Origin of the sequence: endosymbiont 'TC1' of Trimyema compressum, assembly GCF_001584725.1 — a bacterium.
In the GTDB taxonomy this organism is placed as follows: Bacteria; Bacillota; TC1; order TC1; family TC1; genus TC1.
This window is the reverse complement of record NZ_CP014606.1, coordinates 1,226,243-1,250,718: the sequence shown is the minus strand read 5'-3', so window position 1 is coordinate 1,250,718 and position 24,476 is coordinate 1,226,243. Positions and strand designations below refer to the sequence as shown.

Here is a 24,476-nt window from a genome sequence, read left to right as displayed (position 1 = left end):
TATAAAGCTGGTAGACACAAAAAGATTGTGTCTACCAGCTTTTACTTTTAATGTATACTAGAAAAAGGAGTGAGAAAGTGCGAGAAAAGCTTATACATTTCATAGTAAAGAAGAAAAACTGTTGTTAGTTAAACGGTACTTATCAGGAGAGTCAGTAAAAAAGATTTCGGAAGAAATCGCCAAAAGGCTTTTAGAAAAAACAAAGAAGCGTACTAAAAATCCCATTCTTTTCCATAGCGATTAAGGAATTCAGTACACTTCATTAGGCTATTGTGCTTTACTTAGAGAATACAATGTCATTCAAAGTATGTCAAGAGCTGGAACACCTAGAGATAATGCTCTTATTGAAAGTTTTTTGGACGCTTTAAAGATGTGCTTAGATTTCAATTTAGATAGTGGGAGAAAGATAAGCTAGAGGAAACAGTTGCTGACGTCATTAACTATTTTAATTACTTACGACCTATTCGAAAACTAAATGGAAAACCACCTGTTCAATTTAGAATTGAACAGGTGGTTTAATTTGACTTTTTGTGTTTACTAACTATTAACTACTTCAATTTGATAATGCGATACCTTTTTAATTATTAACTAAGTGTTACTTCTACTTCAGTAGTTTGACCATTTCTATAGAGTGTAATTTTAACTTTATCGCCACTTTTATGAGAATAAATTGCTTGTTTTAGCTGCTCAAAAGTAGTAATTTCTTTATCACCTATTTTAGTAATAATATCTCCTTTTTGAATACCAGCTTTAGCAGCTGCTGAATTATTTAGTACTTCTCCAACAAGGATACCTTTTGAAGTATTATAGTATTTTGCCATTGCGTCGCCGATTTCCACCATTTGCGCAATGCCTAGTTGAGGACGAGAAACATTGCCTGTTTTAATGATTTCGTCAGCAATAACTTTTACAGTATTGACAGGAATTGCGAAGCCTATGCCTTCAACGCCAGAGGCAGCAATTTTAACGCTGTTGATGGCAATTAATTCACCAGAGGAATTTATAAGGGCACCACCACTATTACCTGGATTAATAGCTGCATCAGTTTGTAATACAGTTAAAATAGTTTTTCCATTACTTGTATCAACAGAGATTTCTCTATCTAAAGCACTAACAACACCAACTGTAACGGTATTGGCGAGCTCTATGCCTAACGGAGAACCAATTGCAATGGCAGTTTGTCCAACTTTAAGTTTCGGGGAATCTCCAAGTTTTATTGCTTTCAAATTGCTTTTGTCTTCTAGTTGAATAACGGCAATATCTGAGTCAGGGTCGCCACCTAACCTTGTTGCCTTTGTGGTTCTACCATCAGATAAATTGACGACTAAATCCCCATTGCCTTCAATAACATGATAGTTTGTAACTACATAACCATTTGTGTTGTCGATAATAACGCCGGAACCAATTGAAGCTGAACTTAAATTGCCACCTGATTGACTGGTATTAACAATTTGTACAACAGTAGAGGATGTGTTTGCAACTACATCTGGAATAGAAACATTCTCTCCTACTTTTACCTCATGAACTGTTTCTGTATTTTTGTTTTGTGTAGATGTTTCTTGATTCATTATTGTTAAGATACCTTGGTAGGCAAGCAATGAAATCAAACCACCAATAATACCTGCTAAAAGCAACTTTAGTGCATTTTTCATTTAAAAACTTCCTTGTATTTTATTTGTTTTCTATATAATAGACGGCTTCTTGTCCTGCGACAGCGCCATCTCCTACAGCTGTTGATACTTGATATAGAGACTTTGCAATAATATCACCACAAGCGAATATGCCTTGGATTTCTGTAGCCATCTTGTGATTAACAATTATTCTGCCATCTTTATTTAAAGGAATTTGATTATTTAAAAAATCAGTATTCATTTTTTGACCAATTGCGACAAAAACACCGTTGGTTTCTATTGTTTTGTTACTTTCTCCGGATGTGCTTTCAATTTCAATTTTTTCTACTTTTGTATCACCTAGTATTGCTTTTGGCGTATAGTTTAAATGAAGTTGAATATTGTTATGATTTTTAAGTTGTTCAGTTAATATTTTAGAAGCTCTAAATGTATCTCGTCTGTGAATTAAGTGAACTTCTTTTGAAATTTTAGCCAGATAGAGGGCATCTTCAAAAGCAGTATCACCACCACCAATTACTGTTGTTATTTTATCTTTAAAAAAGAAACCATCGCAAATTGCGCAATATGAAACGCCTTTTCCTGTATATTCTACTTCTCCTGGAATATCGAGAAGTCTAGGATTCCCGCCCATGGCTAATACTAAGGAGTGGCCTTCAATAGCGTTGCCATTGCCTGTTGCAACTACCACTTTATCAGTTTCTTTTTTTATGGAAATAACGGTTTGTGTTTCTAGTTCTAAGTTGCTATAGCTACTGATTTGTTGAAACATATTGGTAGCCAATTCCATACCCAATATGCCATTTGCGAAACCAGGGTAGTTGTCAATTTTTTCAGTTTTTAACAGTTGTCCACCTGGAGCGCCTTGTTCTATTAGTGTAACTTTATTTCCACTTCTAAGGGCATAGAGGGCTGCTGTTAAACCTGATGGCCCAGCACCAACAATAATTAAATCACGCATGTGTTTGCTCCTTTACATATTCTTTTATTTTTTCTTGGGTAATTTTGTCATTACCTTTTATTTTCTCCTTTGGATTAAGTAGCATATAAACTTGAGCCCATAAGGCTTTTTCCAAACGAATTTTTTCTAAATCACATCCTAATTGGTAGGGTATTTGAAGATTATTTGAAAAGTGGAAGTTATTAGCATGGCAACCACCACTACAGTAGAATCTAGCCCAACATGAGGAGCAGGATTCTTTACTATAAATAGTACTTTTTTGAAAAGTATCTTTAATGTTTTGATTAAAGGTATTATCTACAAGACTTCCCATTTTATATTTGTTATCTTTTATGAGTTGATGACAAGGAAAAATATCACCTTCTGGTGTAATAGCAATATATTCAAAGCCAGCACCGCAAGCTGTTATTCTTTTGTAGAGGCAAGGGCCTCCCTTTAAGTCAATGTTAAAATGGAAGAAATCAACTGGGTTTTCTTTATTATACCATTCTAGGAATAGTGTTTTAAGTCTTTCATAACTATCTTCTAAAAGGGACAAGTCACTTTCTTTTAAATCCCATGGTGTTTCACCATCAGTAATAACAGGTTCCATTGAAATATGTTTGAAGCCTAATTCTTTAAGGGTTTTAACATCATTGTAAAAATCCTTATTATAGCCTGTATAAGTTCCTCTAACAACATAGTCTTCTGTTTTATTCTTAAAAGAAAGATAGTTTTTAAGCACAATATCATAACTGCCCTTTTTATTTTTAAAATAGCGATGTCTATTATGAACTTCTTTACGACCATCAATACTTAAAACAGTACCCACATTATTTTCAATTAGGAAATCTTGAATTTGATTATTTAAGAGAACACCATTAGTTGTCATAGACCATTTAATAGTTTTACCTAATTCTTTTGCTTTTTTATTGCCATAGGGCATAAGGTATTTAATTAAGGAAAAGTTGAGTAAGGGTTCTCCGCCAAAAAAATCAACTTCCACAATTGGTCTATTTGAACTGTTTTCTAATAGGTAGTCAATAGCTTTTTTGCCAATGTCAGCAGACATGAGACCTTCATTTCCTTTATAATTACCACCAGCTGCAAAACAGTAAGGACAGGCTAGATTGCAAGTATGAGCAACATTTAGACAAATAGATTTTAAGCTTTGATTAACTTTTTTTGGTAGTTTTTTAGTGTCTGTAGTAAAAAGAAGCCCTTTTTTCTCCAATTCTAAAATGGTTGAAAGGGCTTCTTTTTCATCATCTTCTATAATAGAAGAGGCTTTGCCCCCAATATATTTTTCTAGAGCATTTTTAGCAACAGCATCAAATAAGTGAATGCTACCACTGTTTACGTCGAGTATAATGTATTGTTTATTTTTTTCAAATTCAATTATTTTTATATCTTTATTAATCACGAGTGCCTCCATGGAAAAAGGTCCTTTAATAAGGACCTTTTTGGTTATTCTTATTCATGAATACATAGTTGGTTTGCAACAGTACAAGAAGTTTTACAAGCAGATTGGCATGCTGATTGACAGTTGCCACAACCACCAGTTTCTTTTGTTTCCTGTAAGCCAGGTGTTGCTAAGGCGATAATGTGTTTTTTTCTCACTTTTAGTCCCTCCAGTAACTTTTTTTCATATATTAAATTATAGCATAAAAGTTGAAAGAAAAACCATATTTATAGTGATTTTATGTGTATTTACTCTGTTGTTTTGATATAATAAAATTGGTTGAAAAAAGGAGGAAATGCATTTTGTGCGGTTACGTTGGATTTATTAATGATACAATTGAACATAAAGAACCCATTATAAAAAAAATGATGGATAGAATTATACATAGAGGACCTGACAGTAAAGGTGCTTATGCAGATAGCTCAATTGCTATGGGCTTTCGTCGTTTAAGTATTATTGGCTTAGAAGATGGGATGCAACCTATTTATAATGAGGATAAAAAATTAATACTTGTTTTTAATGGCGAAATATACAATTATCAAGTGCTAAAAGAAGAATTGCTTAAAAAGGGACATGTTTTTTACACCCACGCTGATTCTGAAGTTGTAGTACATATGTATGAAGAATATGGAAAAGAAATGATTAGTCAATTAAGGGGCATGTTTTCTTTTTCAATTTGGGATACAGAAAAAAAGACTTTGTTTATGGTTAGGGATTATTTTGGTATTAAACCATTATACTATGGAAAAATTAAAGATACATTCTTTTTTGGCTCAGAAATTAAGAGTTTCCTAGATCATCCTGATTTTGAAAAAGAGCTTAATCTAGATGCTCTTGAGAGTTATTTGAGTTTTCAATACTCAAGTTTACCTGAAACTTTTTTTAAGGGTATTTATAAATTAACGCCAGGTCATTATGGTTATTATGAAAATGGAAATCTTGAGGTAAAGCGTTATTTTCAACCTTCCTTTGACGAAAATCTAGGGGAGTCATTAGGGTCTTTTGTAGATACAATTGAAGAGACTTTTAAAGGTTCAGTTGAAGCCCATAAAGTAAGTGATGTAGAAGTAGGTTCATTTTTATCTAGTGGTATAGATTCAAGTTATATTGCAGCTACTTTTAAAGGGGACAAAACATTTACAGTTGGTTTTAACTATGATAACTATAGCGAAATTGAATATGCAAAGGAATTATCAGCGCAAGTGGGTATTCGGAATAAGAATAAGTTGATTTCTGATGAAGAATACTGGAATGTATTGCCTAAAGTTCAGTATCATATGGATGAACCTTTGGCAGACCCTTCAGCAATTGCGCTCTATTTTGTGAGTCAAATTGCTAGTGAAGATGTTAAAGTTGCTCTTTCTGGAGAAGGAGCTGATGAACTTTTTGGCGGTTACACAATTTATAAGGAGCCTATTAGTTTAAGTGCCTACCAAAAGCTTCCTAAAAGCTTGAGATCTGGATTTGGCAAGCTTGCTCGGAGATTGCCTAAAATGAAAGGCCGTTCATTTTTAATTAGAGGGAGTATGGAAGTTGAAGATCGTTTTATTGGAAATGCTAATATTTTCTCAAATGAAGATCGAAAAAATATTTTAAAAGTTAAAACCAATGCACCATCGACAAAAGAAGTAACCAAGCCTTTTTATGATTTTGCCAAAAACTATAATTATACAACTAAAATGCAATTTGTTGATATTAATACCTGGTTAATTGGAGATATTCTTTTAAAAGCGGATAAGATGAGCATGGCTCATTCTCTAGAGGTTAGAGTACCTTTTCTCGATAAAGAGATTTATAAAGTTGCTAGAACTTTGCCATTACAATATAAAGTTAATTCTAAAAATACCAAATATGCTTTACGTTTGGCGGCGAGACGTTCTCTGCCTAAAGTAGTTGCTGATAAAAAAAAACTTGGCTTTCCCGTTCCGACTCGAGTTTGGTTAACTCAGGATACTTACTATAATAAAGTAAAGGAAGCATTTAATAGCCCTATTGCAAAAACTTTATTTAAGGAAGAAAAACTTAGCCAGCTTTTAGATGATCACTATAATGGCAAAGAAGATTACAGCAGAAAAATTTGGACAATATATATTTTCTTAGTTTGGTATGATGTTTTTTTTGTAAGAGAAAAGTAAGGAGAAAATCATGAACATTAAAATTAATGCTGAAGTTTTAGAGATGATGCTATTTTTATGGCAAAGCACGTCATAGAAAGAAAAAGTCAGTGATACATATTTGACTGAAATTGGCGCCCGAAAAGAAATGAAGGTGCTTTTTTCAGAGTTCTTTAATGAGGAATCTATTCGCAAGGTATTGAGTGCCATTACAAACAGAGAAATTCTTTCTAAAAAACAAAGGATGAAGGTCGATTTTGGAATAATAACATGTGGATGTTAGAAGACCTTTCATTGACTAACATGATGTTGGCGCCAATTAAGCAACTTAATCCTGATCAATTTTTACCTTATGTAAAAGAGAATTTAGAGATTATTTTTATTCCTGGTATTTTCGAAACAATTTATAAGGAAAAATGGCAATTGTATATTAATTTTTTTAAGTTACAAGTAAACCCTTATGGAGATGATGCAACGCCAAAAATTGATGGTTTGTCAATTGAGGCATTTATTATTGAGCAATTAAAAAGCTAATTTATAGAGCTGGTGTATTCCAGCTCTATATTTTTATGTGCAACGTGTAAAGGAGAGAATGAAGATGATTTTAAAAGGCAATTTTTTCTGAGTTCTTAGAAATGGATACGAGTATTGCAGTTTTTATTCCAGACGGACTCCATCGAGATAAACCTTATCAAATTACATATCTGCTACATGGTTTAAAAGGCAATCACAATAATTGGGCAGATTATACATTATTACCACTATATGCTTTAGATTACCAGTCTATATTTGTTATGCCTGCCGTAAGTAGAAGTTTTTATACCGATATGGTTTATGGACAAAAATTCTTTTCTTATGTGGCTGATGAGTTACCTGAAGTCTGTAAACACAGGTATTTAATATATCTTCAAAAAGAGAAGATACAGGGATTATTGGCGCTTCTATGGGGAGCGTATGGGGCCTTGAAAATAGCTCTGACAAAACCGGAAAATTATGGTTTTTGTGGTGCTATTTCTGCAGCTGGATTATTTTTAAAAGAGGGATTGATATTTCAGAGAGAAAACGAAAGTCAGGTTATTGAGGGGTTTGGAGAACAAATCAATAATGACTTTAAAAGTATTTTTGGGCCGCGATTAGAATGGAAACCTGAATATGAAATTTTAGAGCTAGCAAAGAAGATAAATGAAGCTAAGTGTAAGCCTAGAATATATATGAGCTGTGGAACAGAGGATGTTGTATACTATAAAGATAATAGTCGCTTTAAAGACCAGATAGAGAAGTTTGACTTTGATTTTACTTATGAAGAGTGGGCTGGTGAACATAATCTGCACTTTTTTAATGAGGCATTGAAAAAGACTTTAGACGTTTATTTTAAATGAAAGGAAGACTATTATGGCTATATATGTAACTAGTAAAAGAAGGAAGAGTAAAAACCCTTTTTTATTATATTGCTTATCGTATTAATCGCAGGCATTGGGTTTTTAGTATTTAATTTAGTTAAAGGCAATTCTGCTGAAAAGCAAGAATTTACTTAAGCTCTTCAGCAGGAGGCTCAAGTCACTAGAAAATCTGAGTGGAATTTAATGCTGGTTAATCAGGATAATCCCTTACCAAATAATTATGCACCGACACTTGCAACTCATAGCAGTGGCTATTTAGTAGATGAACGGATTGTTTCTGAATTAGATAAAATGCTAAACGATGGAATAAAAGATGGTGTATCATTACTTATTTGTTCAGCTTGCCGATCTATTGAAAAACAGACTGCGTTATTTAATGATCAAGTAAGTGGCCATAAAGAAGAAGGACTTTCGAAAGAAGAAGCTATTTAGGAAGCCAAGAAAGCGGTGGCTTACCCTGGCACCAGTGAACATAATATGGGATTGGCACTGGATATTGTGACACCAAGTTATCAGGTTTTAGATGATGGTCTTGCAGATACTGATGCAGCTAAATGGTTAAAAGATAATAGCTATAAATATGGTTTTATATTGCGCTATCCTAAAGGCAAAGAAGATATTACAGGTGTGATTTTTGAGCCTTGGCATTTTAGATATGTGGGTGTGGATGATGCAACTTAAATAACAAAAAATCAGTTAATATTAGAAGAGTATTTGAAGCAATAAATTATAAAACAACCTAAAAGTATTCGCTTAGAGACTGTTTTTTATTTTATTGTAATGAGAAATTATAATTGCCTTTTTTATAAATCTATTATAACTTTAAAATTACATTGACTCTAACAGTGCGGTATACTTTACTATAGTAATATAGAGGAATTTGAGGAGGTAAAGTTATGAAATATGAATGGAAGAAAAATGATAAAGCTATTTATTTACCAAAGAAAAACCAGAGGAAATTCATTTAGATGAGATGAAATACGCAGTTATTGATGGTCAAGGGAGTCCCAGCAATCCTGCTTACACAGATGTAATAGGAACATTGCATGCTTTTTCTTATACTTTGAAAATGCTACCTAAAAAAGGTATTGTTCCAGAGGGATACTTTGATTATAGTATATTTCCTTTAGAAGGATTTTGGCATTCTGAGGATGGTGGCAATATAAGAGAAGGACTGAATAAAGATAAGTTTGTTTATAGAATGATGATTAGACAGCCTGATTTCCTCAGTGCTGAGTTGTTTCAAAAAATTCTTAAAATGATTACTAAAAAGGTTGATTCAGAAATGATTAAACGCTTAAAAATTGAAACAATTACGGAAGGACATTGTGTTCAAATGATGCATATTGGGCCATATAATAAAGAATATGAAACCTTTGATATTATGGATAGTTATTGTGAAGCTAATGGTCTTGAGAGAGTGAATAATGTTCATAAGGAAATTTATCTTTCAGATTCTAGAAGAATAGCTCCAGAAAAATTAAGAACAGCATTACGCTATCAAGTTAAAGATAGTGAATAAATATGAGGGGGGGTTATTTGCGGATATCAAATTAGAGGAACAAATTCCTAAGAGAACCGCTTATATTAAGACTATTACTACAATGAAAGCATTACCTAAGCTTTTGGACAAAACATTTATAGAAATTTCTAATTATCTCCAAGAGCAAGATATTAAACCTATTGGCGGACCTTTTGCTGCCTATTTTGGCTTTGATAAAAATGCTTTAAATGTGCATCTAGGGTGGTTAATATCTTACGATATAGTAGAAGATAAGCTGATTAAAATGGGGGAATAATTGAAGGAAAAGCTGTTGTAGCTATTCATAAGGGGCCTTATGGAAAGCTGATGAATACTTATAATAAAATAGCTGAATGCATGGCTAAAAAAGGATTAACTTCAGCTGATATTACGTATGAGTATTATTTGAATTCAGCACTGGAAGTGTCCTCGTCTGAGCTATTAACAAAGGTTGTAGTCTATATAAAAGAGTAACCCATCGAGTTACTCTTTTTCTCTTCGTGTATTCTGTATGGTTATGGAACGTCTTGCCTCATTAATAATGAGAGGTTCATTATCAGTCTCAATAATTATTTCTAGTTGTTTTTGCTGTGGCAGTGTAAAAACTAGATAGAGCAAGGGTAATTTTCCAACGTGTTATGGCATCATTAATATGGATATAGTAGTGATTAATTAATTACTTAACACAATTTTCTTCATTAATTATTTGGTTATAAAAACAGAGAAAGCCAATAGCATCAATTAGTTCACGTGTTTGTTCAAGTGGCAGGTTTTTTAAGCCTTTAAATAGTGTTGAAATATTTTCTGGTTTCATATGTCCTATTGTTCTAGCAATAATATCTCGAGGCAAGGGATAACTTTGCTTTTTTGATACTCTTGCTGGAAGGCTGTGATGTTGATTGTTTCCTATGATGCCTAAATAAGGTAATATTTCATTTATGGTTGCTGAGGAGCCTTTTTCTAGAGTTCTGCAAAGCTCGATTTTCGTATAAAGGGCTTTTTCAAATTGCAAGGTTTTAAGTAAGGGTTTTGCTAACGAAGCTTCATCAATATCTTGTCTTTCACTTAGCAAATAAGCTGCAGCTGTTCGTGCTTGAGGTTTTGCTGATTCTAATGACTTTAGTAACGCAGTTGTCGATAAGGAATGAGGGAGATAATCTTTGTCTAAATAACCTCTTTTTTCTAATTTATCCATAGTTGCTCCTTCATTAATATTATTGTTAATTTGCTTTATTATAGCATAGTGTAGATGTTTTGGCAGTTAAGTTGGCATTTGTTTCCTTAAAAATAATTAAAAGAAACAAAGTTTCAGAAATTGTGTTGACAATCATAAAGTAATATGTTTTAATGCAGTTAAATACAGGGATACTTTCTTAATTCCTTCAATTCAAAATCCAAATCTAAATAACGAAAATCTTTTCTGTAAAACTCGTAAAAATCTACAGTAATTCTAAACAATTTTATAATCAAATAAAGCCGAGAATCTGAACTGTCAAACTCGTTAAAAACTAACAGACCTTCTATTGAGGGTATCAGTAGTAATTTAAACGAAAATGTTTTTATGAAAAAGGAGGATGTTATGACAAGTCCGGAAGATAAACAATTGGAAAAAATCAAGAATCAATTTAAGGTTATTCGAGGTAGAAAAGAAGCAGACTTATTAATTAATAATCTAAGAATTTTAGATATTTTAGGTGAAACTGTTTATGAAGGTTCAATTTTAATTAATGATGGCGAAATTGTAGCCATTAACCCTGATAAGGCAATTGTTAAAGTAAAAGATTAATTTGATGGTGAAAATCTTTATGCCATTCCTGGTTTAATTGATGCGCATTTTCATTTTGAATCTCAGTTAGTTAATCCCGTTGCCTTAGGTGAGGTTATGGTTCCTTGCGGAACAACTACATGTTTTGTGGAATTTCTAGATTTTATTGGCTCAGCTAAAGATAAAGGCGTTGAAGCTGCAAAAGGACTTTTTAAAAATTACCAGAATCTTCCCTATCGAATTTTTGCTTTTGCTCCAGCCAAGAAAGTTGAGTTAGAGACTACAAAGGCACTGCTGAATGAAGAACCTGTTATAGGCCTTGGAGAGTTTGACCACTTTACGTATAGTTCTGAAAATGCCGAAAGCATGGAAGCTATGGCTTGCGCTAAAGTAGCTGGAGGTCTTGTCAATGGACACTGGGGTTTGACTACATTGTCTGACAATGATTTAAACATAATACCAGCTATTGGTGCTAATAATAATCATGATGTTTGGAACAGTGATGATATAGCTAAAAGTTTACGTTATGGTTTTGCTACTCAAATTAAATTTGGAGTAGGTAAAGTTTAAAATCTTTTAACTGCAATTGTAAATAAAAAATATCCGTTGGATAATTTTATGTTTTGCTCAGATAATTTATCTTTTAATCATATGAAAACAAAGGGGCATATGGACTTTTTTATTACAAAAGCAGTTACTATGGGAATTGCACCTATTAAGGCAATTAAAATATCTACGTACTATACAGCAAGACATTTTAGAACGGAAGATAAATTGGGTGTAATTGCACCAGGTCACTATGTTGATATTGTTTTGACAGATAGTCTCAGTAAAATTAAACCAAAGTACGTCTTTCAAAAGGGAGAATTAGTGGTTAAAAACCGGAAAATTCTTAGGCAGGTTCAGATAGACTATTCTAATATGGTGGAAAAAAGTGTAATGGGTTTAGATGACTTGAAGGCTGAGGACCTCTCAGATAATATTTTAGAAATATCAGCAGATGGCACTAAGGTGAAAGTTTACTTATTTGATATTTTTGGCAGAGGTCACTTGAAATTTTATCAAGAAATCTGATTACCTATAAAAGATGGTGTCATTTTAGAGGAATATGAAGGAAAGTCACTTAACCGTATTTCTATTGTGCAACGTTATAAGCATAATAAGAAACGCCATATTGTTAATGGTTATATGATTGGAATTCATATTGATGAAGGTGCTATTGCTACATCATTTCCTGCACCTGTTTCATATCTGATTGGCATTGGTGAAAACTGTGAAGAAATATTAGGCGCATTAAAGTCCGTTGACAATTATTCAGGAGCCTGCGTTGTAATGAAAGTAGGGCTAGAGGAGGCAGTTCTTACGCTTGAAATTTACGGTATGATGTCTAATGCAAGTGCTGATGATTTTGAAAAGGAGTCAATACGCATTGATGAAGTAGCTGAAAAGCTAGGTTATAAAAATGAAGGCGAACCTATTATAAATAAATTATTGAGTATGTTCATTTTTCTTCATAGATTTGGTTTTATGAAGGAGTAGTAACAAAGGAGGACTATAATATGGGCGACTTTATACAAATGCAGAATATTGTAAAGCGGTTTCCTAGTGTAACTGCCTGTAATCATATAACAATTATTGGTTTTGCAAAAGGAGAAATCCACGCTCTATTGGGAGAAAATGGTGCTGGTAAAAGCACTCTGATGAATATTCTTTATGGTCTTTTAAAAAAGGATGAAGAAGAGATTTTAATGGATGGGCAATCTATTGAAATTAATTCTCCTCAAGAGGCTATAGAACTTGGAATTGGCATGGTTCATCAACATTTTATGCTAATTCCCAAATTTACAGTTATTGAAAATATTATTTTAGGGACAAAACTTAAAAGAGAGCCTTTTCTAGATTTTAAAGTTGCAAGAAAGGAAATAGAGGCTCTTCAAAAAACACAGGTTTAATAATTCCATTAGATGAGAAAGTACAAAATCTCTGTGTTGGAGATCAACAGAAAGTTGAAATTATTAAAGCCTTGTATAAAGGCGCGACAACATTAATCATGGATGAACCAACAGCTGTTTTGACACCAACAGAAGTAGATGAACTTTTTATGGTACTTAAAACGTGGGTTGAAAAAGATAATACAGTTATTTTTATTACTCATAAAATGAGAGAAGTAGTTGAAATATGTAATCGTATTAGTATTTTAAGAGATGCAGCATTTATTGGAACTTTTCCTGTGGAAAATTTAGATGAAGAAGAAGTAGCTAGATTAATGGTAGGTAGAGAAGTATCCCTTGAAATGAATAAAGTGCCTCAAAATATAGGTAAAGACATTTTAAGTGTTAGCCATCTTACAGTGGAAAATGATATGGGCATTGTTGCTGTAAATGATGTTAGTTTTACAGTTGGTGCTGGCGAAGTCTTTGGTATTGCAGGAGTTGATGGGAATGGGCAACTAGAGTTAATTGAAGCTATTATGGGACTTAACAAAAAGAAGATAGGGGATTATTATTATGGCAGGAGAATCTCTCGATCATTTGACTCCTAAAAATATATTAGAGAAAGGTATCTCCAATATTCCATTTCAAAGACAGGTTGAAGGACTGGCTTTAGATTTTTCAGTTAGTGATAATTTTATTCTTAAAGAGGAATGGAAAGAACCCTATTCTAAAAGAGGTGTCTTGAATTTTAAAGTTATTAAGGAAAAAGTAAAGACAGTTATTGAGAATTATATGATTAAGGCTAAAAGCCCAGAAACCCAAGTAGGTAATATGAGTGGAGGCAATCAGCAAAAAGTCGTAATTGCGAGAGAAGTTGAAAGACAGCATGAATTATTAATTGCCTGTCATCCTACTCATGGTCTTGATATTGGTGCTATTGAATTTATTCATCACAAAATAATGGAAGAACGAAAAAAGCAAAAAGGAATTCTTTTAGTTTCAACAGAATTAGAAGAACTAATTTCTTTAAGTGATAGGATTTTAGTTATGCATCAAGGGGAAATAATGGGCGAGGTTGAAGGGAATATAGCTAGCATTCCTGAAATTGGGACAATGATGCTTGGTACAAAAGCAATCCATGAATAGGAGGTTGTTATGGAATCTTTTAATAAGGAAAAGACAACAGTCAATTATGATCAGCTTGATGATCTTGTCAGAAAGTTTCAGAAAATATTTAATATATTAGTACCAGTTATAACTGTAATTTTTTCTTTACTCGTTGTTAGCATTATTATAAAAATTCAAGGTGGTTCTATTGTTTTAGCTTATTCCTCTCTATTTGAAAGTGCTTTTGGAAATCTAAACAACATTGGTAATAGTTTGAATAGAGCTATTCCTTTAATTATGACTGGACTGGGAATTGCAATTGCTGCAAGGGCAAATATTATGAATCTTGGAGCAGAAGGTCAAATTATTTTTGGAGGTATTTTTGCAACTGTAGTGGCAGTTAATTTTCAAGGAATACCACCCAGCAATTCATGTTCCCCTTTGTTTATTGGCCCCGGCTTTTTAGGTGGCGTTTTCTGGGCTTTTATTCCAGGATATTTTAATGCAAAACATAATACCAACATTATTATTACAGCTATTTTGTTAAATGATATAGCCATTGGTGTTTTAAGAGCTCTTGTCCAGGGACCACTTAAAGAAGCTAATGGATTTGCACCTCAATCTGCTCAAATTGTAACTTCAGCCCATTTACCTTTAATTTTAAGTGGCTCAAGACTCCATTTGGGAATTGCAATTGCATTAGTATTAGCTATTATTGCACATTTTGTCTTATTTAGAACCCCCGTTGGCTTAAATAATCGGATTTTAGGAGGTAATCCAATTTTAGCACGTCACTCCGGCATGAATGTAGTTACCATGCCAAATACTACTGGTTTTAATAGCGGGTGGCTTAGCGGGAATGGGTGGTGCCAATGTGGGGGGGAGATTATGGGCAGTCAGCACCCGCCTTAGAGAAGCCTTTTTGTTTAATTACGGCCATGAAGCACTTGCTGTTGCATTATTAGGGCAACGAAGTCCCTACGGTGTTGTTTTAGCAGGTATCCTATTTGGTGCTTTAAAAGCCGGAAGAGGAGGTATGGTTAATGCCGCTAATTTACCTGTAAGTTTTAGTATGGTGCTAAGTGGAGTTATTATTATTTTTGTTGCTATTAGCCCTATACTAATGAAATTACCAAGATACTTGGCAGTACGAAAAATATCTGTACAGAAATAGGAGGGAACTATGGAATTTATTTTATCGATTTTCACAGAAGAGTTCTTTTATGCAGTAATCCGCATGGCTAGCCCAATTATTTTAGCTGCCTTGGGAGAAGTTCTTTTAGAAAAGCAGGTATTTTTATCTAGGTATTGAAGGTACTATGCTATTTGGCTCTTTCTTCGCTGTTCTAGGAAGTTTTATAACAGGAAATGGTTGGCTAGGTGTTGTTTTTGCAGCTGTTATTGGTGCTTTTGTTGGTTTGGTTTATGGTGGCGCTGTTGTTTCTATTAGAGCCAACCAAGCTGTAACAGGAACAGGAATTAATATTTTAGCAGTTGGCTTAACTGCTTTGATGAGTCGGATGATTTAGGGGGGGGTAATGGAGGCGCCTTTATCTATTGCCGGTGTTGGACCTGTAAAATACCTATTTTAGGAGATATTCCTTTTATTGGCTCTATTTTATTTAATAATAGTCCCTTAGTATATATAGCTTTTATAATGATTGGCGTTGTTTTTGTTATATATAAAACTTCATGGGGTTTAAAAATAAGGGCTATTGGAGAAGTCCCAAAAGCTGCAGATACAATTGGGCATTAATGTTATTGGCTGGAAGTATGGTATGTGTATATTATCTTCTATGATGGCATCTGTAGCAGGAGCTATTATCTCACTTTCCTTTATGAATTGCTTTGTTGATAATATGTCTGGAGGACGAGGGTATATGGCTGTTGCCTGTGTAATCTTAGGTCAATGGACACCTCTAGGAACAACTTTAGGAGGGGGTTTTAATATTTGGAGCAGGCGCAATGCTTTGCAGATGCGTATGCAGGCTTTTGGAATACCAATTTCTTCCAATCTATTACTAGTATTTCCAATGATTTTTGCTTTAATTGTAGCGCTTATTGTAAGAGGGAGTGCATCAGCTCGACCATCAGCATTGGCAAAACCTTATTTCAAAGAATAAAAAAAGAAAGGTATACGGCGAATAATATGAGAAAGATTAAATGTCTATTTACTTTGTTAGTAGTTTTAGTCCTTATTGTAATTGGCGTTATTGGCTGTAGTAATACAAGTGGGGGTAAAGACGATAGCAGTGGGGGAAAAGTTAAGGTAGCTCTTTTATTACCAGGCAATATCAATGATGCTGGGTGGAGTCAGCCAGCCTACAATGGCTTAATGGATGCTGAAAAAGAATTTGATATTGAAAGTGCTTATACAGAATCTGTACCTCTTGCTGAACAAGAATCTACGATTAGAGACTATGCAAGCAGAGGATACAATTTAATTATCTGTCATGGTAATGATTTTGAAGATGCAATTGCAACTGTAGCACCTGAATTTCCTGATGTTGGCTTTGCAGTAACAAATAGTGATGTTCATGATGATAATTTAATTGGCATAGGTGTTCAAAATGAAGAACAAGGTTATATTGCAGGCTATGCTTTAGGTTTAATTACTAACGTAAATAAGGTGGGTTATGTTGCCTCCAATGAAGGTTATGCTATGAAACGTACTGAAAATGGCTTTGTTAAAGGCGTAAAAGATGGCAATCAAAATGCTGATATAGTCGTTGCCTATACTGGGAGTTTTGATGATGCTGCTAAAGGAAAGGAAACTGCTTTGGCTATTTTTGATAAAGGAGTAGACTGTGTCTTTCAATATGCTCAGGGGTCCGGCATTGGAGTAATTGAAGCAGCTTCTGAAAAAAAGATTCCTATTGTTGTAACCAGTGAGAGTCAGGTGAAAATAGCGCCAGAACAAGCAGTTATTTCTGATATGTCTGATATGAAATTTAATATTTTAGATACTATTACAGCCTATGTAGATGACAAATTTGGTCCGGATTTAAAAATCATTGATAATTATAAAACAGGGTTGTATAAAGTTAGCTCCTATAATGAGAATTTATTGACCCTTGAACAGAAAAGCAAGATAGAAGAGAAGGTTGTTGAACTAAAGGAAGGAAAAATCACTTTTTAGAACTACTTAACCACTTTTTTATAAATAGCAACTAGTTATAAGCTAGTTGCTTCTCGTTTTTGCTTTATATTTCGTAGTCAACTACAGATACTGTTTCACAGTATTCATTTAAATAGTCAATTACCTTTAAGTGTTCTGGATGTGGGCTATAGAAATTAAGACCTTCAAAAGAATCAAATAAAGTAATTAGGGAAAGATCCCAGCTTCTAGGTGAATCCATAATGTTGTCTCCAATTTCAATAGAACGGATAGTAGATATCAGGCTTGGCAGAGCTTTTAATTTTTCTTTTAATACCTCTTTTTCTTTTGCTTTATCAACACCTTCTTTGAATTTAAAAAGAACGATGTGTTTAATCATTAATATTGCCTCCTTTTATTCCTTTATATTAACATTATACCTGTAAATGACCTAAGAAAACAACAATTTTAGTTCAAGTCTTTTTCAAATTAGAGTATAATTAAGATAATGATTAAGAAGATGAGGCAAGATAATGATTAAGAAGATGAGGCAAGATAATGAAAAAAAGAATTTTTATAATAGATGGCAACAGTTTAATTCACAGAGCCTTTCATGCCATGAGATCCCTTATGAATAAAGAAGGGCAGGCAACACATGCGGTATATGGTTTTTTGAAAATGCTTTTGAGATTGATTAAAGATGAAAATCCAGATGGCATGGCTGTAGCTTTTGATATTGGCAAAACTTTTAGACATGAAGCCTATAAAGAATATAAGGCTCAACGAAAAAAGACTGATGAGGATTTAGTAAGTCAATTTCCTATTTTAAAGGATGTCTTAAAGTATATGGGAATTCCTATTTTAACAGCGAAAGGATTTGAAGCTGACGATGTTTTAGGTACGGTAGCCTGTAAAGGAAAAGCTACTGGGGACCATGTTTATGTAGTAACGGGAGATAAAGATAGTTTACAACTCATTGATAATGATGTGACTGTCTATTTGACTAGAAAGGGATTATCCCAAATTGAAAAATTAGATGTACTAACCTTAAAAGAAACCTCTGGCTTAGATCCTGACCAAGTAAAAGATATAAAAGGTTTGCAAGGTGATGCTTCAGATAATATTAAAGGGGTTCCTGGTATTGGTGAAAAAACAGCTTTAAAACTAATAACAGCATATGGCGACTTAGAAGGAGTTTATAATCATTTAGATGATTTAAAAGGCAAGGTAAAGGAAAATTTAATTAAATATAAGGATGAAGCATTTTTCTGTAGAGATTTAGCTACTATCCATTGTGATGTTCCCATTTCCTATGATGCTTACCCATTTGGTTTAGCTTTAGGCAATAAAGAAGCTTTAAAAAAATTGCTTTTAGAATTAGAATTTAAATCCCTATTAGGTGAGTTTGGAATTGAAAATGCAGAGGATGAAAAAGCTATGATTCCAATTATTGAGCCTGTAGTACATTATGAAATCAATACTTTTCTTAAAGATTTAGAAGGACTAGAGGGGACTCAATGGACTTTATATTTAAAATTAAATGAGTTGCAAGAAATTAGTCTTTGTAGTATTTATAATGGGAAAAAACCAATAACTTTAGAGGTGTCTTTTCCAATGCCAGCTGTTACTGAAGCTGTAGTCAGTAGTTTACTTAGAAAGGGTGGAAACTTTATTTCATTTGACTCAAAACCACTGTTTCATCTTTTTTTAGCTGAATCGAAAAAGATAACTTCTTTTAAGTTTTATGATTTAAGATTAATGGCTTATATTGTTCATCCAGAAAAAACTTATAATATAGATTCATTTATGAGTGCTTTTATGGGTGCAGAAGTTGATAAAGCCTATTACACTCAAAATCTTTGGCATATATATGAAATTATAAAGAAACAATTAGAAGAGGGCAATGTTTTTTCTGTTTACAATAATATTGAAAAGCCTTTGTTACCAATTCTATGCCAAATGGAACATCATGGTGTTGCTCTTAATCGTGAAACTTTAAAAAAGATGGAAAGTGAAATTGAAGAAAAGATTAGTGGTTTAAGCCATGATATATTTGCCTTAGCAGGTGAAGAGTTTAATATTAATTCGCCACAACAACTAGGTAAAATTTTATTTGAAAAATTAGAATTACCACCTCTTAAAAAAACTAAAACAGGTTATTCAACCAATCAAGAAGTTTTAGAAAAGTTAGAAGATAAGCATCCTATTATTACATTGATTTTAGAATATCGAAAAGTTACAAAACTTTTTAATACTTACATTCAAGGATTGCTTACTTTAACCGATAAAGATAGAGTTGTCCATACAACTTATAATCAAACGGTTGCAGTAACAGGCAGGTTGTCAAGTGAAAATCCTAATCTTCAAAATATTCCAATTCGCATGAAAGAAGGCCGTTTAATCAGAAAAGCTTTTGTACCTGTAAATGCAAGAAACTACTTTTTATCTGCCGATTATTCCCAGGTTGAATTAAGAGTATTAGCCCATATATCCGGTGATAAGAATTTACAATCAGCTTTTTTAAATGGTGAGGATATCCATACAAAAACAGCCAGTGAGGTATTTGATGTACCAATGAGTGAAGTAACAAAAGATATGAGAAGGAAGGCTAAGGCTGTTAATTTTGGAATAGTTTATGGTATTAGTGATTTTGGACTCAGTAGGGATTTAAATATTCCAATGGAAGAATCAAAGCTCTATATTGAGAAATATTTTAGTCGTTATCCTGATGTCAGACGGTGGATTGATGAGACTTTAATGGAGGCCAAAAAAACATTGAAGGTCAGCACTTTAACTGGACGGTATCGTTTGTTATCTGATTTAAAAAGCAGTAAGTGTATGGTGCGTTCTGGTGCTGAGAGAATGGCTATGAATGCACCTATTCAAGGTACAGCTGCAGATTTAATAAAGATTGCTATGATTCATATTAATGATGCCTTAATTGCTGAAGCCTTAGAATCTGTGATGGTCCTTCAGGTACATGACGAACTTATCTTTGAAGTTCCAGAAAATGAAATAGATAAAATGAAAGTATTAATAGCGGATAAAATGAGTCATGCTATGACACTAGATGTACCATTAGAACTGGATATGAAAATAGGCAAGAATTGGTATGATATGGAGGAGTTATAGAAGATGCCAGAATTACCAGAAGTTGAAAACATTGTAATGTCTGTGGCTACACTTCTTGAAAATCAGCAGATAGAATTTATAGAAATATTAGATTCAGTTGTTGTAAGTGGAGATATAGATCTATTTAGAAGCAATGTTGAAGGTCAAAGGATTAAACATTTAAATAGAAAAGGGAAATATATAATTTTTGAAATGGAAAAAGGCTATGTTATTCTTCACTTAAGAATGACAGGACAATTATTAAAAGGTGATTTAGAGGATAAGCACACCCATTTGAAAATTCATCTAGCCAATGGGAAGATTGTTAGCTATCGAGATATCAGAAAATTTGGAGGCTTTTTTTTCTTGGAGAAGGAACAGCTAAATGCTTACTTTGAATCCAGGCTAGGATTAGAACCTCTTAAAATGACTTATGAAGAATTTAATGGGGCTCTTAAGAAAGCTAAGGGGTCAATAAAGAAGATTCTCTTAGATCAGAAAATAATTGCAGGTATTGGCAATATTTATGCAGATGAAATATTATTTTATGCTGGGATTCATCCCCAGAAGAATGTAGAATACTTTAGTAAGAGACGGAAAGAAAAGCTCTATGAAGGGATTTATGTTGTTCTGCAAACAGCTATAGAGGAAGGTGGTTCTTCTATACGGGATTATGTTAACAGCGAAGGTAAGGAAGGTGGTTTTCAAGATCAGCATCAAGTTTATGGTCGTAAGGGAAAAGGTTGCTATGTCTGTAAAACACCTTTGAAAAAAATAACAGTGGCTGGTCGAACAACTGTTTATTGTCCTCAGTGTCAGACTAAGAGGTGAAATTATGATAGTTGGAATTACAGGAGGCATTGGTACGGGAAAGTCATTTGTTGCTTCTTATATAAAAGAAAAAGGTTACCCTATTGTTTCGTCTGATGAGATTTCAAGTGTATTAATGAAAAAAGGTAATCAAAATTATCTGAATATTGTAGATGCTTTTGGGAAGGCTGTTCTTTTATCAAATGGGGAAATTAATAGGAAAAAGTTAGGTCAATTAATATTTTCTAATAAAGAAGACAGAGCCTTGTTAAATAAAATTACCCACCCCAATATTATTGAAGAATTGAAAAAACAAGGCACTGCACATAAATTGGTGTTTTTAGAAATACCTCTACTATTTGAAGCTAACTTAGAATATATGGTAGATGAGATTTGGGTAGTAGCTTGCTCTGAAGATATTCAAATAAATCGCATAGTTAAAAGAGATGAGATTACACAAAAAGAGGCTTTGTTAAAAATAAGAAGCCAGTATCCTTTAGCGGAAAAGAAAAAGAAAGCGCATTTTATTATTAATACAAATGAAAGCAAAAAAAATATATATAAAGAAATTGATCAACTTATAAATAGATTGGAGAAAAAGAATAAATGGATATTGTAAACGCACTAGGTCAAATGTTTCCTTTTAAGCCCTCTCAAATTAAGGCTGCTTTAGAATTGAAAGAAGATGGAAATACAATTCCTTTTATAGCCCGGTATAGAAAAGAAAGAACCGGGGGATTATTAGATGAAGAATTAAGGGTTTTATTTGAGAAAGCAGATTACTATACTCGCTTAGAAGAGCGAAAGGTTGAGGTTAAGAATCTTTTAAAGGAACAGGAAAATTTAACAGATGAATTAGATAAATCTATTGATAATGCCACTATTCTGACTGAAATTGAAGATATTTACAGACCCTTTAAACCTAAGAAGAATACAAAGGGGTCTATTGCTAAGAAAAAAGGATTAGAACCATTAGCACTGGAAGTCTTAAATATGGATAAGGGTGAGAAGGATGCTATTTTAAGTCAATATGTAAATCCGGATAAAGAAGTATTGACTTTAGAAGAGGCTTTAGAAGGAGCTGGGCATGTCATTGCAGAAATGGTTTCAGATTCACAAACTGTTAGGGACTACATTCGTCAGCTAACAAGAAAAAACGGTTTGATAACAAGTAAGGGAAAAGAGACTGGGAAAAAAGATAAAGATGGTATTTATGATATGTATCATGATTATCAAGAGCCTTTTAATGCCATTAAAAATCATCGCGTATTAGCGCTTTTGAGAGGGGAAAAAGAAGGCGCATTAAGCATTAAAATTGAATTTAATGAAGAACAAATATTGCAACTTTTAGACAGAGAGTATAAAGTTTCCAATAAGCTTTTTGCTGATGAGTTAAGGGGCTTTTTTAAAGATAGTTTAAAACGCTTACTATTTTCTAGTTTAGAAAGAGAGCTTTTTGCTGAGCTTAAGGAAAGAAGTGAAGAAGGGGCTATCGATGTATTTAAGAAGAATTTAAAGCAGTTGCTTTTGATTTCTCCAGTAAATAATCAAGTAATACTTGGATTTGATCCAGCGTTTAGAACAGGTTGTAAATTAGCTGTTATTAATCAGTTTGGACAAGTTTTAGATACTGCTATTATATTTCCAATGCCTCCTCAAAAGAAATTTGAAGAAAGTAAGAAGAAACTATTAGCGTTAATAAAAAAGTATGGCATTACAGCAATTGCAGTTGGTAATGGCACAGCTTCAAGGGAGAGTGAAGCTTTCTTAGTAGAGGTCTTAAAAGAGACAGTAACAACTGCGTATACTATCGTAAATGAAGCAGGAGCAAGTGTCTATTCCGCTTCTTCGGTTGCTAGAGATGAGTTTCCAGATATGGATGTTAATTTGAGAAGTGCGGTATCAATTGCGAGACGTTTGTTAGATCCTCTGGCTGAATTGGTGAAAATATCACCTAAAGCAATTGGTGTTGGACAGTATCAACATGATGTTAATCAGAAGAAGCTTGAAGGTGCTTTAGATGGTGTAGTAGAAAACTGTGTTAATTTTGTAGGTGTTGATGTGAATAATGCTTCTGTTGAATTATTAAGTTATGTGGCGGGTCTCAATACCAAGGTAGCAAAGGCAATGTATAGTCATAGACAGGAACATGGTACTTTTAAAAATAGAAAGGCTTTTTTAAAATTAAAAGGACTGGGTCCAAAAGGCTTTTCTCAGTGTGCAGGTTTTTTAAGAATTAAAGACGGGGATAATTTTTTTGATAATACCGGAATTCACCCAGAGAGTTATTGGATTGGTGAAGCTCTGTTAAATGGCGAAGAAATATCTGGTAACGAGCTTAAAGAGACAATTGCAGATATTAAAAAAGAATTAGAAAAGCCCGGAAGAGAGCCTAGAGAAGATTTACCAAAGCCTATCTTTAAAAGAGAGGTATTAGATATTGAACAGCTTCATGAAGGGATGATCATATCTGGAGCTGTTAGAAATATAGTTGATTTTGGGGCTTTTATTGATATTGGTGTTCATGAGGATGCACTTGTTCATATTTCTCAAATTACAAATCGCTTTATTAAGCATCCTTTGGATGTTTTAGAGATTGGGCAAGTCGTTAAAAGTAAAATTATTTCTTTAGATAAGGAACGAAATAGAATTGGTTTAACCCTTAGGGAGGTTCCTAATGAGGAATAAACTGACAGATAATAATACTTTAAAATCAGTGTTAAGAAAAAAGGATTTTTATACAAAAAAAGGTCTGGGTCAGAATTTTTTAATTAATGAACAAGTGGCTAGAAAAATTGTTGAGAGTCCCCAAATTTCTTCGGAAGATATTGTTGTTGAAATTGGTCCTGGTGCAGGATCTCTTACTCAATATTTAGTTGAGAAGAATCCTCATGTTTTAGCAGTTGAAATAGATAAAAAGGCCATTCCTTTGTTACGGGAAAATGTACAGCAATTTGGATTCCTATCAATTGTAGAAGGGGACATTTTAAAAATTGATTTAGAAGAAAGTATAAAATCCCATTTTGGTGACTTTGAAAAAAAGATTAAAGTTATAGCAAATTTACCTTACTATATTACAACACCAATATTGATGTTGCTTTTGGAAAAATATGACTTTATTGAGAGTATTACAGTAATGGTTCAAAAGGAAGTTGGGGAAAGAATGATTGCAGAAGCAGGAACTAAAGCATATGGCGCTTTAACGTTAGCTATAAATTATTATACTGAATGTGTTCCCATTTGTTCTGTTGACAGCCAGTCTTTTTATCCAGCACCAAAGGTGGATTCCATGGTTTTGAAAATGAATATTAGGCAGCAGAAATTACTTTCAAAAGAAGTTGAAAAAATTTTTTTTCAGTTAGTGCGCTGTGGTTTTAATCAAAGGAGAAAAACATTATCAAATAGTTTATTACCATTTTTTATGGGTGATAAAGAAGAGACAAGAGCCTTTTTAAAGTCTCTGAATATTGATGAAAAAAGACGAGGAGAAACTTTAAAAATGACAGAATATATTCAGATGGCAAATGTTGCCTGGAGAGAATTTTAGTGGTATAATTAAAAACACATTGTGTTGGATATTTTTAAA

General features: G+C 33.2%; 31 protein-coding genes and 2 pseudogenes. 26 read left to right on the top strand and 7 right to left on the bottom strand.

What is annotated here, in order from left to right; genetic code table 11:
* Positions 1-417: 417 nt before the first annotated feature.
* Positions 418-519, top strand: a pseudogene (locus AZF37_RS13445) (hypothetical protein); the annotation flags it as partial.
* Between the two features lie 65 nt (positions 520-584).
* On the opposite strand, the gene AZF37_RS07845 reads toward AZF37_RS13445, so the two are convergent.
* Genes AZF37_RS07845 through scfA form a run of 4 tightly spaced genes read right to left on the bottom strand, consistent with a single transcriptional unit; the run spans position 585 to position 4,188 of the window.
* A complete protein-coding gene (locus tag AZF37_RS07845; protein WP_088370304.1) occupies positions 585-1,652 on the bottom strand; it encodes a S1C family serine protease in 1,068 nt (355 codons plus the stop codon).
* A gap of 19 nt (positions 1,653-1,671) precedes the next feature.
* Positions 1,672-2,589 carry a thioredoxin-disulfide reductase gene (gene trxB / locus AZF37_RS07840; protein WP_088370303.1) on the bottom strand — a complete coding sequence of 306 codons (918 nt, stop codon included), beginning with the start codon at positions 2,587-2,589 and terminating at the stop codon, positions 1,672-1,674.
* The gene (gene scfB / locus AZF37_RS07835) at positions 2,582-3,991 is read right to left on the bottom strand and encodes a thioether cross-link-forming SCIFF peptide maturase (protein WP_162474007.1); all 1,410 of its coding nucleotides are present in this window, start codon (positions 3,989-3,991) and stop codon (positions 2,582-2,584) included. The genes trxB and scfB overlap by 8 nt, the downstream gene beginning before the upstream one ends.
* 50 nt (positions 3,992-4,041) lie before the next feature.
* Positions 4,042-4,188, bottom strand: coding sequence for a six-cysteine ranthipeptide SCIFF (scfA, locus tag AZF37_RS07830; protein WP_088370301.1), 147 nt, complete (start codon positions 4,186-4,188; stop codon positions 4,042-4,044).
* Between the two features lie 144 nt (positions 4,189-4,332).
* On the opposite strand from scfA, the gene asnB reads away from it, so the two are divergent.
* The 7 genes and pseudogenes from asnB to AZF37_RS13435 all read left to right on the top strand — a co-directional run bounded on the left by asnB (position 4,333) and on the right by AZF37_RS13435 (position 9,540).
* Positions 4,333-6,165 carry an asparagine synthase (glutamine-hydrolyzing) gene (asnB, locus tag AZF37_RS07825; protein WP_088370300.1) on the top strand — a complete coding sequence of 611 codons (1,833 nt, stop codon included), beginning with the start codon at positions 4,333-4,335 and terminating at the stop codon, positions 6,163-6,165.
* Between the two features lie 273 nt (positions 6,166-6,438).
* On the top strand, positions 6,439-6,678 hold the full coding sequence (locus AZF37_RS07820; RefSeq protein WP_162474006.1) for a hypothetical protein: 240 nt from the start codon (positions 6,439-6,441) through the stop codon (positions 6,676-6,678).
* Between the two features lie 101 nt (positions 6,679-6,779).
* Positions 6,780-7,523 (top strand): alpha/beta hydrolase, encoded by a 744-nt coding sequence (locus AZF37_RS07815; RefSeq protein ID WP_088370298.1) that lies wholly within the window; start codon positions 6,780-6,782, stop codon positions 7,521-7,523.
* Between the two features lie 204 nt (positions 7,524-7,727).
* Positions 7,728-8,225, top strand: a pseudogene (locus AZF37_RS13440) (M15 family metallopeptidase).
* Between the two features lie 277 nt (positions 8,226-8,502).
* Positions 8,503-9,066, top strand: a complete 564-nt coding sequence (locus AZF37_RS07800) for a GyrI-like domain-containing protein (protein WP_281178963.1) — start codon at positions 8,503-8,505, stop codon at positions 9,064-9,066.
* Complete coding sequence (locus AZF37_RS07795; protein ID WP_088370295.1) at positions 9,059-9,343, top strand: hypothetical protein; 285 nt, start codon at positions 9,059-9,061, stop codon at positions 9,341-9,343. The genes AZF37_RS07800 and AZF37_RS07795 overlap by 8 nt, the downstream gene beginning before the upstream one ends.
* Positions 9,340-9,540, top strand: coding sequence for a GyrI-like domain-containing protein (locus tag AZF37_RS13435; RefSeq protein ID WP_088370294.1), 201 nt, complete (start codon positions 9,340-9,342; stop codon positions 9,538-9,540). Before AZF37_RS07795 ends, AZF37_RS13435 begins: the two co-directional genes overlap by 4 nt.
* Before the next feature lie 9 nt (positions 9,541-9,549).
* Here the strand turns inward: AZF37_RS13435 and AZF37_RS12505 are convergent, their stop codons facing one another.
* On the bottom strand, positions 9,550-9,684 hold the full coding sequence (locus AZF37_RS12505) for a hypothetical protein (protein ID WP_281178857.1): 135 nt from the start codon (positions 9,682-9,684) through the stop codon (positions 9,550-9,552).
* A 58-nt stretch (positions 9,685-9,742) separates the two neighbouring features.
* Positions 9,743-10,261 (bottom strand): hypothetical protein, encoded by a 519-nt coding sequence (locus AZF37_RS07785; RefSeq protein WP_088370293.1) that lies wholly within the window; start codon positions 10,259-10,261, stop codon positions 9,743-9,745.
* A gap of 384 nt (positions 10,262-10,645) precedes the next feature.
* On the opposite strand from AZF37_RS07785, the gene AZF37_RS07780 reads away from it, so the two are divergent.
* From AZF37_RS07780 to AZF37_RS07725, 13 genes are all read left to right on the top strand, one after another.
* Positions 10,646-10,852, top strand: coding sequence for a hypothetical protein (locus tag AZF37_RS07780; RefSeq protein ID WP_088370292.1), 207 nt, complete (start codon positions 10,646-10,648; stop codon positions 10,850-10,852).
* Between the two features lie 96 nt (positions 10,853-10,948).
* Entirely contained in the window at positions 10,949-11,401 is a 453-nt protein-coding gene (locus AZF37_RS07775; RefSeq protein ID WP_088370291.1) for an amidohydrolase family protein, read from the top strand.
* A gap of 48 nt (positions 11,402-11,449) precedes the next feature.
* Entirely contained in the window at positions 11,450-11,905 is a 456-nt protein-coding gene (locus AZF37_RS07770) for an amidohydrolase family protein (RefSeq protein ID WP_088370290.1), read from the top strand.
* A gap of 6 nt (positions 11,906-11,911) precedes the next feature.
* Positions 11,912-12,370: an adenine deaminase C-terminal domain-containing protein gene (locus AZF37_RS07765; RefSeq protein WP_088370289.1), complete on the top strand. Its 459-nt coding sequence runs from the start codon at positions 11,912-11,914 to the stop codon at positions 12,368-12,370.
* Between the two features lie 20 nt (positions 12,371-12,390).
* Positions 12,391-12,783: an ATP-binding cassette domain-containing protein gene (locus tag AZF37_RS07760; RefSeq protein ID WP_088370288.1), complete on the top strand. Its 393-nt coding sequence runs from the start codon at positions 12,391-12,393 to the stop codon at positions 12,781-12,783.
* Positions 12,784-12,854: 71 nt separating this feature from the next.
* Positions 12,855-13,373, top strand: a complete 519-nt coding sequence (locus AZF37_RS07755) for an ATP-binding cassette domain-containing protein (protein WP_172793101.1) — start codon at positions 12,855-12,857, stop codon at positions 13,371-13,373.
* Entirely contained in the window at positions 13,339-13,911 is a 573-nt protein-coding gene (locus AZF37_RS07750) for an ATP-binding cassette domain-containing protein (RefSeq protein WP_162474004.1), read from the top strand. The genes AZF37_RS07755 and AZF37_RS07750 overlap by 35 nt, the downstream gene beginning before the upstream one ends.
* Positions 13,912-13,920: 9 nt before the next feature.
* Positions 13,921-14,784, top strand: coding sequence for an ABC transporter permease (locus tag AZF37_RS07745; protein ID WP_088370285.1), 864 nt, complete (start codon positions 13,921-13,923; stop codon positions 14,782-14,784).
* On the top strand, positions 14,747-15,046 hold the full coding sequence (locus tag AZF37_RS07740; protein ID WP_172793100.1) for an ABC transporter permease: 300 nt from the start codon (positions 14,747-14,749) through the stop codon (positions 15,044-15,046). Before AZF37_RS07745 ends, AZF37_RS07740 begins: the two co-directional genes overlap by 38 nt.
* A gap of 9 nt (positions 15,047-15,055) precedes the next feature.
* Positions 15,056-15,184 carry a hypothetical protein gene (locus AZF37_RS12500; RefSeq protein ID WP_281178856.1) on the top strand — a complete coding sequence of 43 codons (129 nt, stop codon included), beginning with the start codon at positions 15,056-15,058 and terminating at the stop codon, positions 15,182-15,184.
* A 7-nt stretch (positions 15,185-15,191) separates the two neighbouring features.
* Positions 15,192-15,401 carry a hypothetical protein gene (locus AZF37_RS07735; RefSeq protein ID WP_088370283.1) on the top strand — a complete coding sequence of 70 codons (210 nt, stop codon included), beginning with the start codon at positions 15,192-15,194 and terminating at the stop codon, positions 15,399-15,401.
* A 216-nt stretch (positions 15,402-15,617) separates the two neighbouring features.
* On the top strand, positions 15,618-15,995 hold the full coding sequence (locus AZF37_RS07730; RefSeq protein WP_088370282.1) for a hypothetical protein: 378 nt from the start codon (positions 15,618-15,620) through the stop codon (positions 15,993-15,995).
* A gap of 26 nt (positions 15,996-16,021) precedes the next feature.
* The gene (locus AZF37_RS07725; protein ID WP_088370281.1) at positions 16,022-17,011 is read left to right on the top strand and encodes a BMP family protein; all 990 of its coding nucleotides are present in this window, start codon (positions 16,022-16,024) and stop codon (positions 17,009-17,011) included.
* Positions 17,012-17,075: 64 nt separating this feature from the next.
* Here AZF37_RS07725 and AZF37_RS07720 read toward each other — a convergent pair whose 3' ends face one another.
* A complete protein-coding gene (locus AZF37_RS07720) occupies positions 17,076-17,369 on the bottom strand; it encodes a Dabb family protein (RefSeq protein ID WP_088370280.1) in 294 nt (97 codons plus the stop codon).
* A gap of 158 nt (positions 17,370-17,527) precedes the next feature.
* Between AZF37_RS07720 and polA the strand changes: the two genes are divergently transcribed.
* Genes polA through rsmA form a run of 5 tightly spaced genes read left to right on the top strand, consistent with a single transcriptional unit; the run spans position 17,528 to position 24,437 of the window.
* Positions 17,528-20,101, top strand: coding sequence for a DNA polymerase I (gene polA / locus AZF37_RS07715; RefSeq protein WP_088370279.1), 2,574 nt, complete (start codon positions 17,528-17,530; stop codon positions 20,099-20,101).
* Between the two features lie 3 nt (positions 20,102-20,104).
* On the top strand, positions 20,105-20,911 hold the full coding sequence (gene mutM, locus AZF37_RS07710; protein ID WP_088370278.1) for a DNA-formamidopyrimidine glycosylase: 807 nt from the start codon (positions 20,105-20,107) through the stop codon (positions 20,909-20,911).
* 4 nt (positions 20,912-20,915) lie between these two features.
* Positions 20,916-21,509 carry a dephospho-CoA kinase gene (gene coaE / locus AZF37_RS07705; protein WP_088370277.1) on the top strand — a complete coding sequence of 198 codons (594 nt, stop codon included), beginning with the start codon at positions 20,916-20,918 and terminating at the stop codon, positions 21,507-21,509.
* The gene (locus AZF37_RS07700; protein ID WP_088370276.1) at positions 21,497-23,578 is read left to right on the top strand and encodes a helix-hairpin-helix domain-containing protein; all 2,082 of its coding nucleotides are present in this window, start codon (positions 21,497-21,499) and stop codon (positions 23,576-23,578) included. The genes coaE and AZF37_RS07700 overlap by 13 nt, the downstream gene beginning before the upstream one ends.
* Entirely contained in the window at positions 23,568-24,437 is an 870-nt protein-coding gene (rsmA, locus tag AZF37_RS07695) for a 16S rRNA (adenine(1518)-N(6)/adenine(1519)-N(6))-dimethyltransferase RsmA (RefSeq protein WP_088370275.1), read from the top strand. The genes AZF37_RS07700 and rsmA overlap by 11 nt, the downstream gene beginning before the upstream one ends.
* The last annotated feature ends 39 nt before the right edge of the window (positions 24,438-24,476 follow it).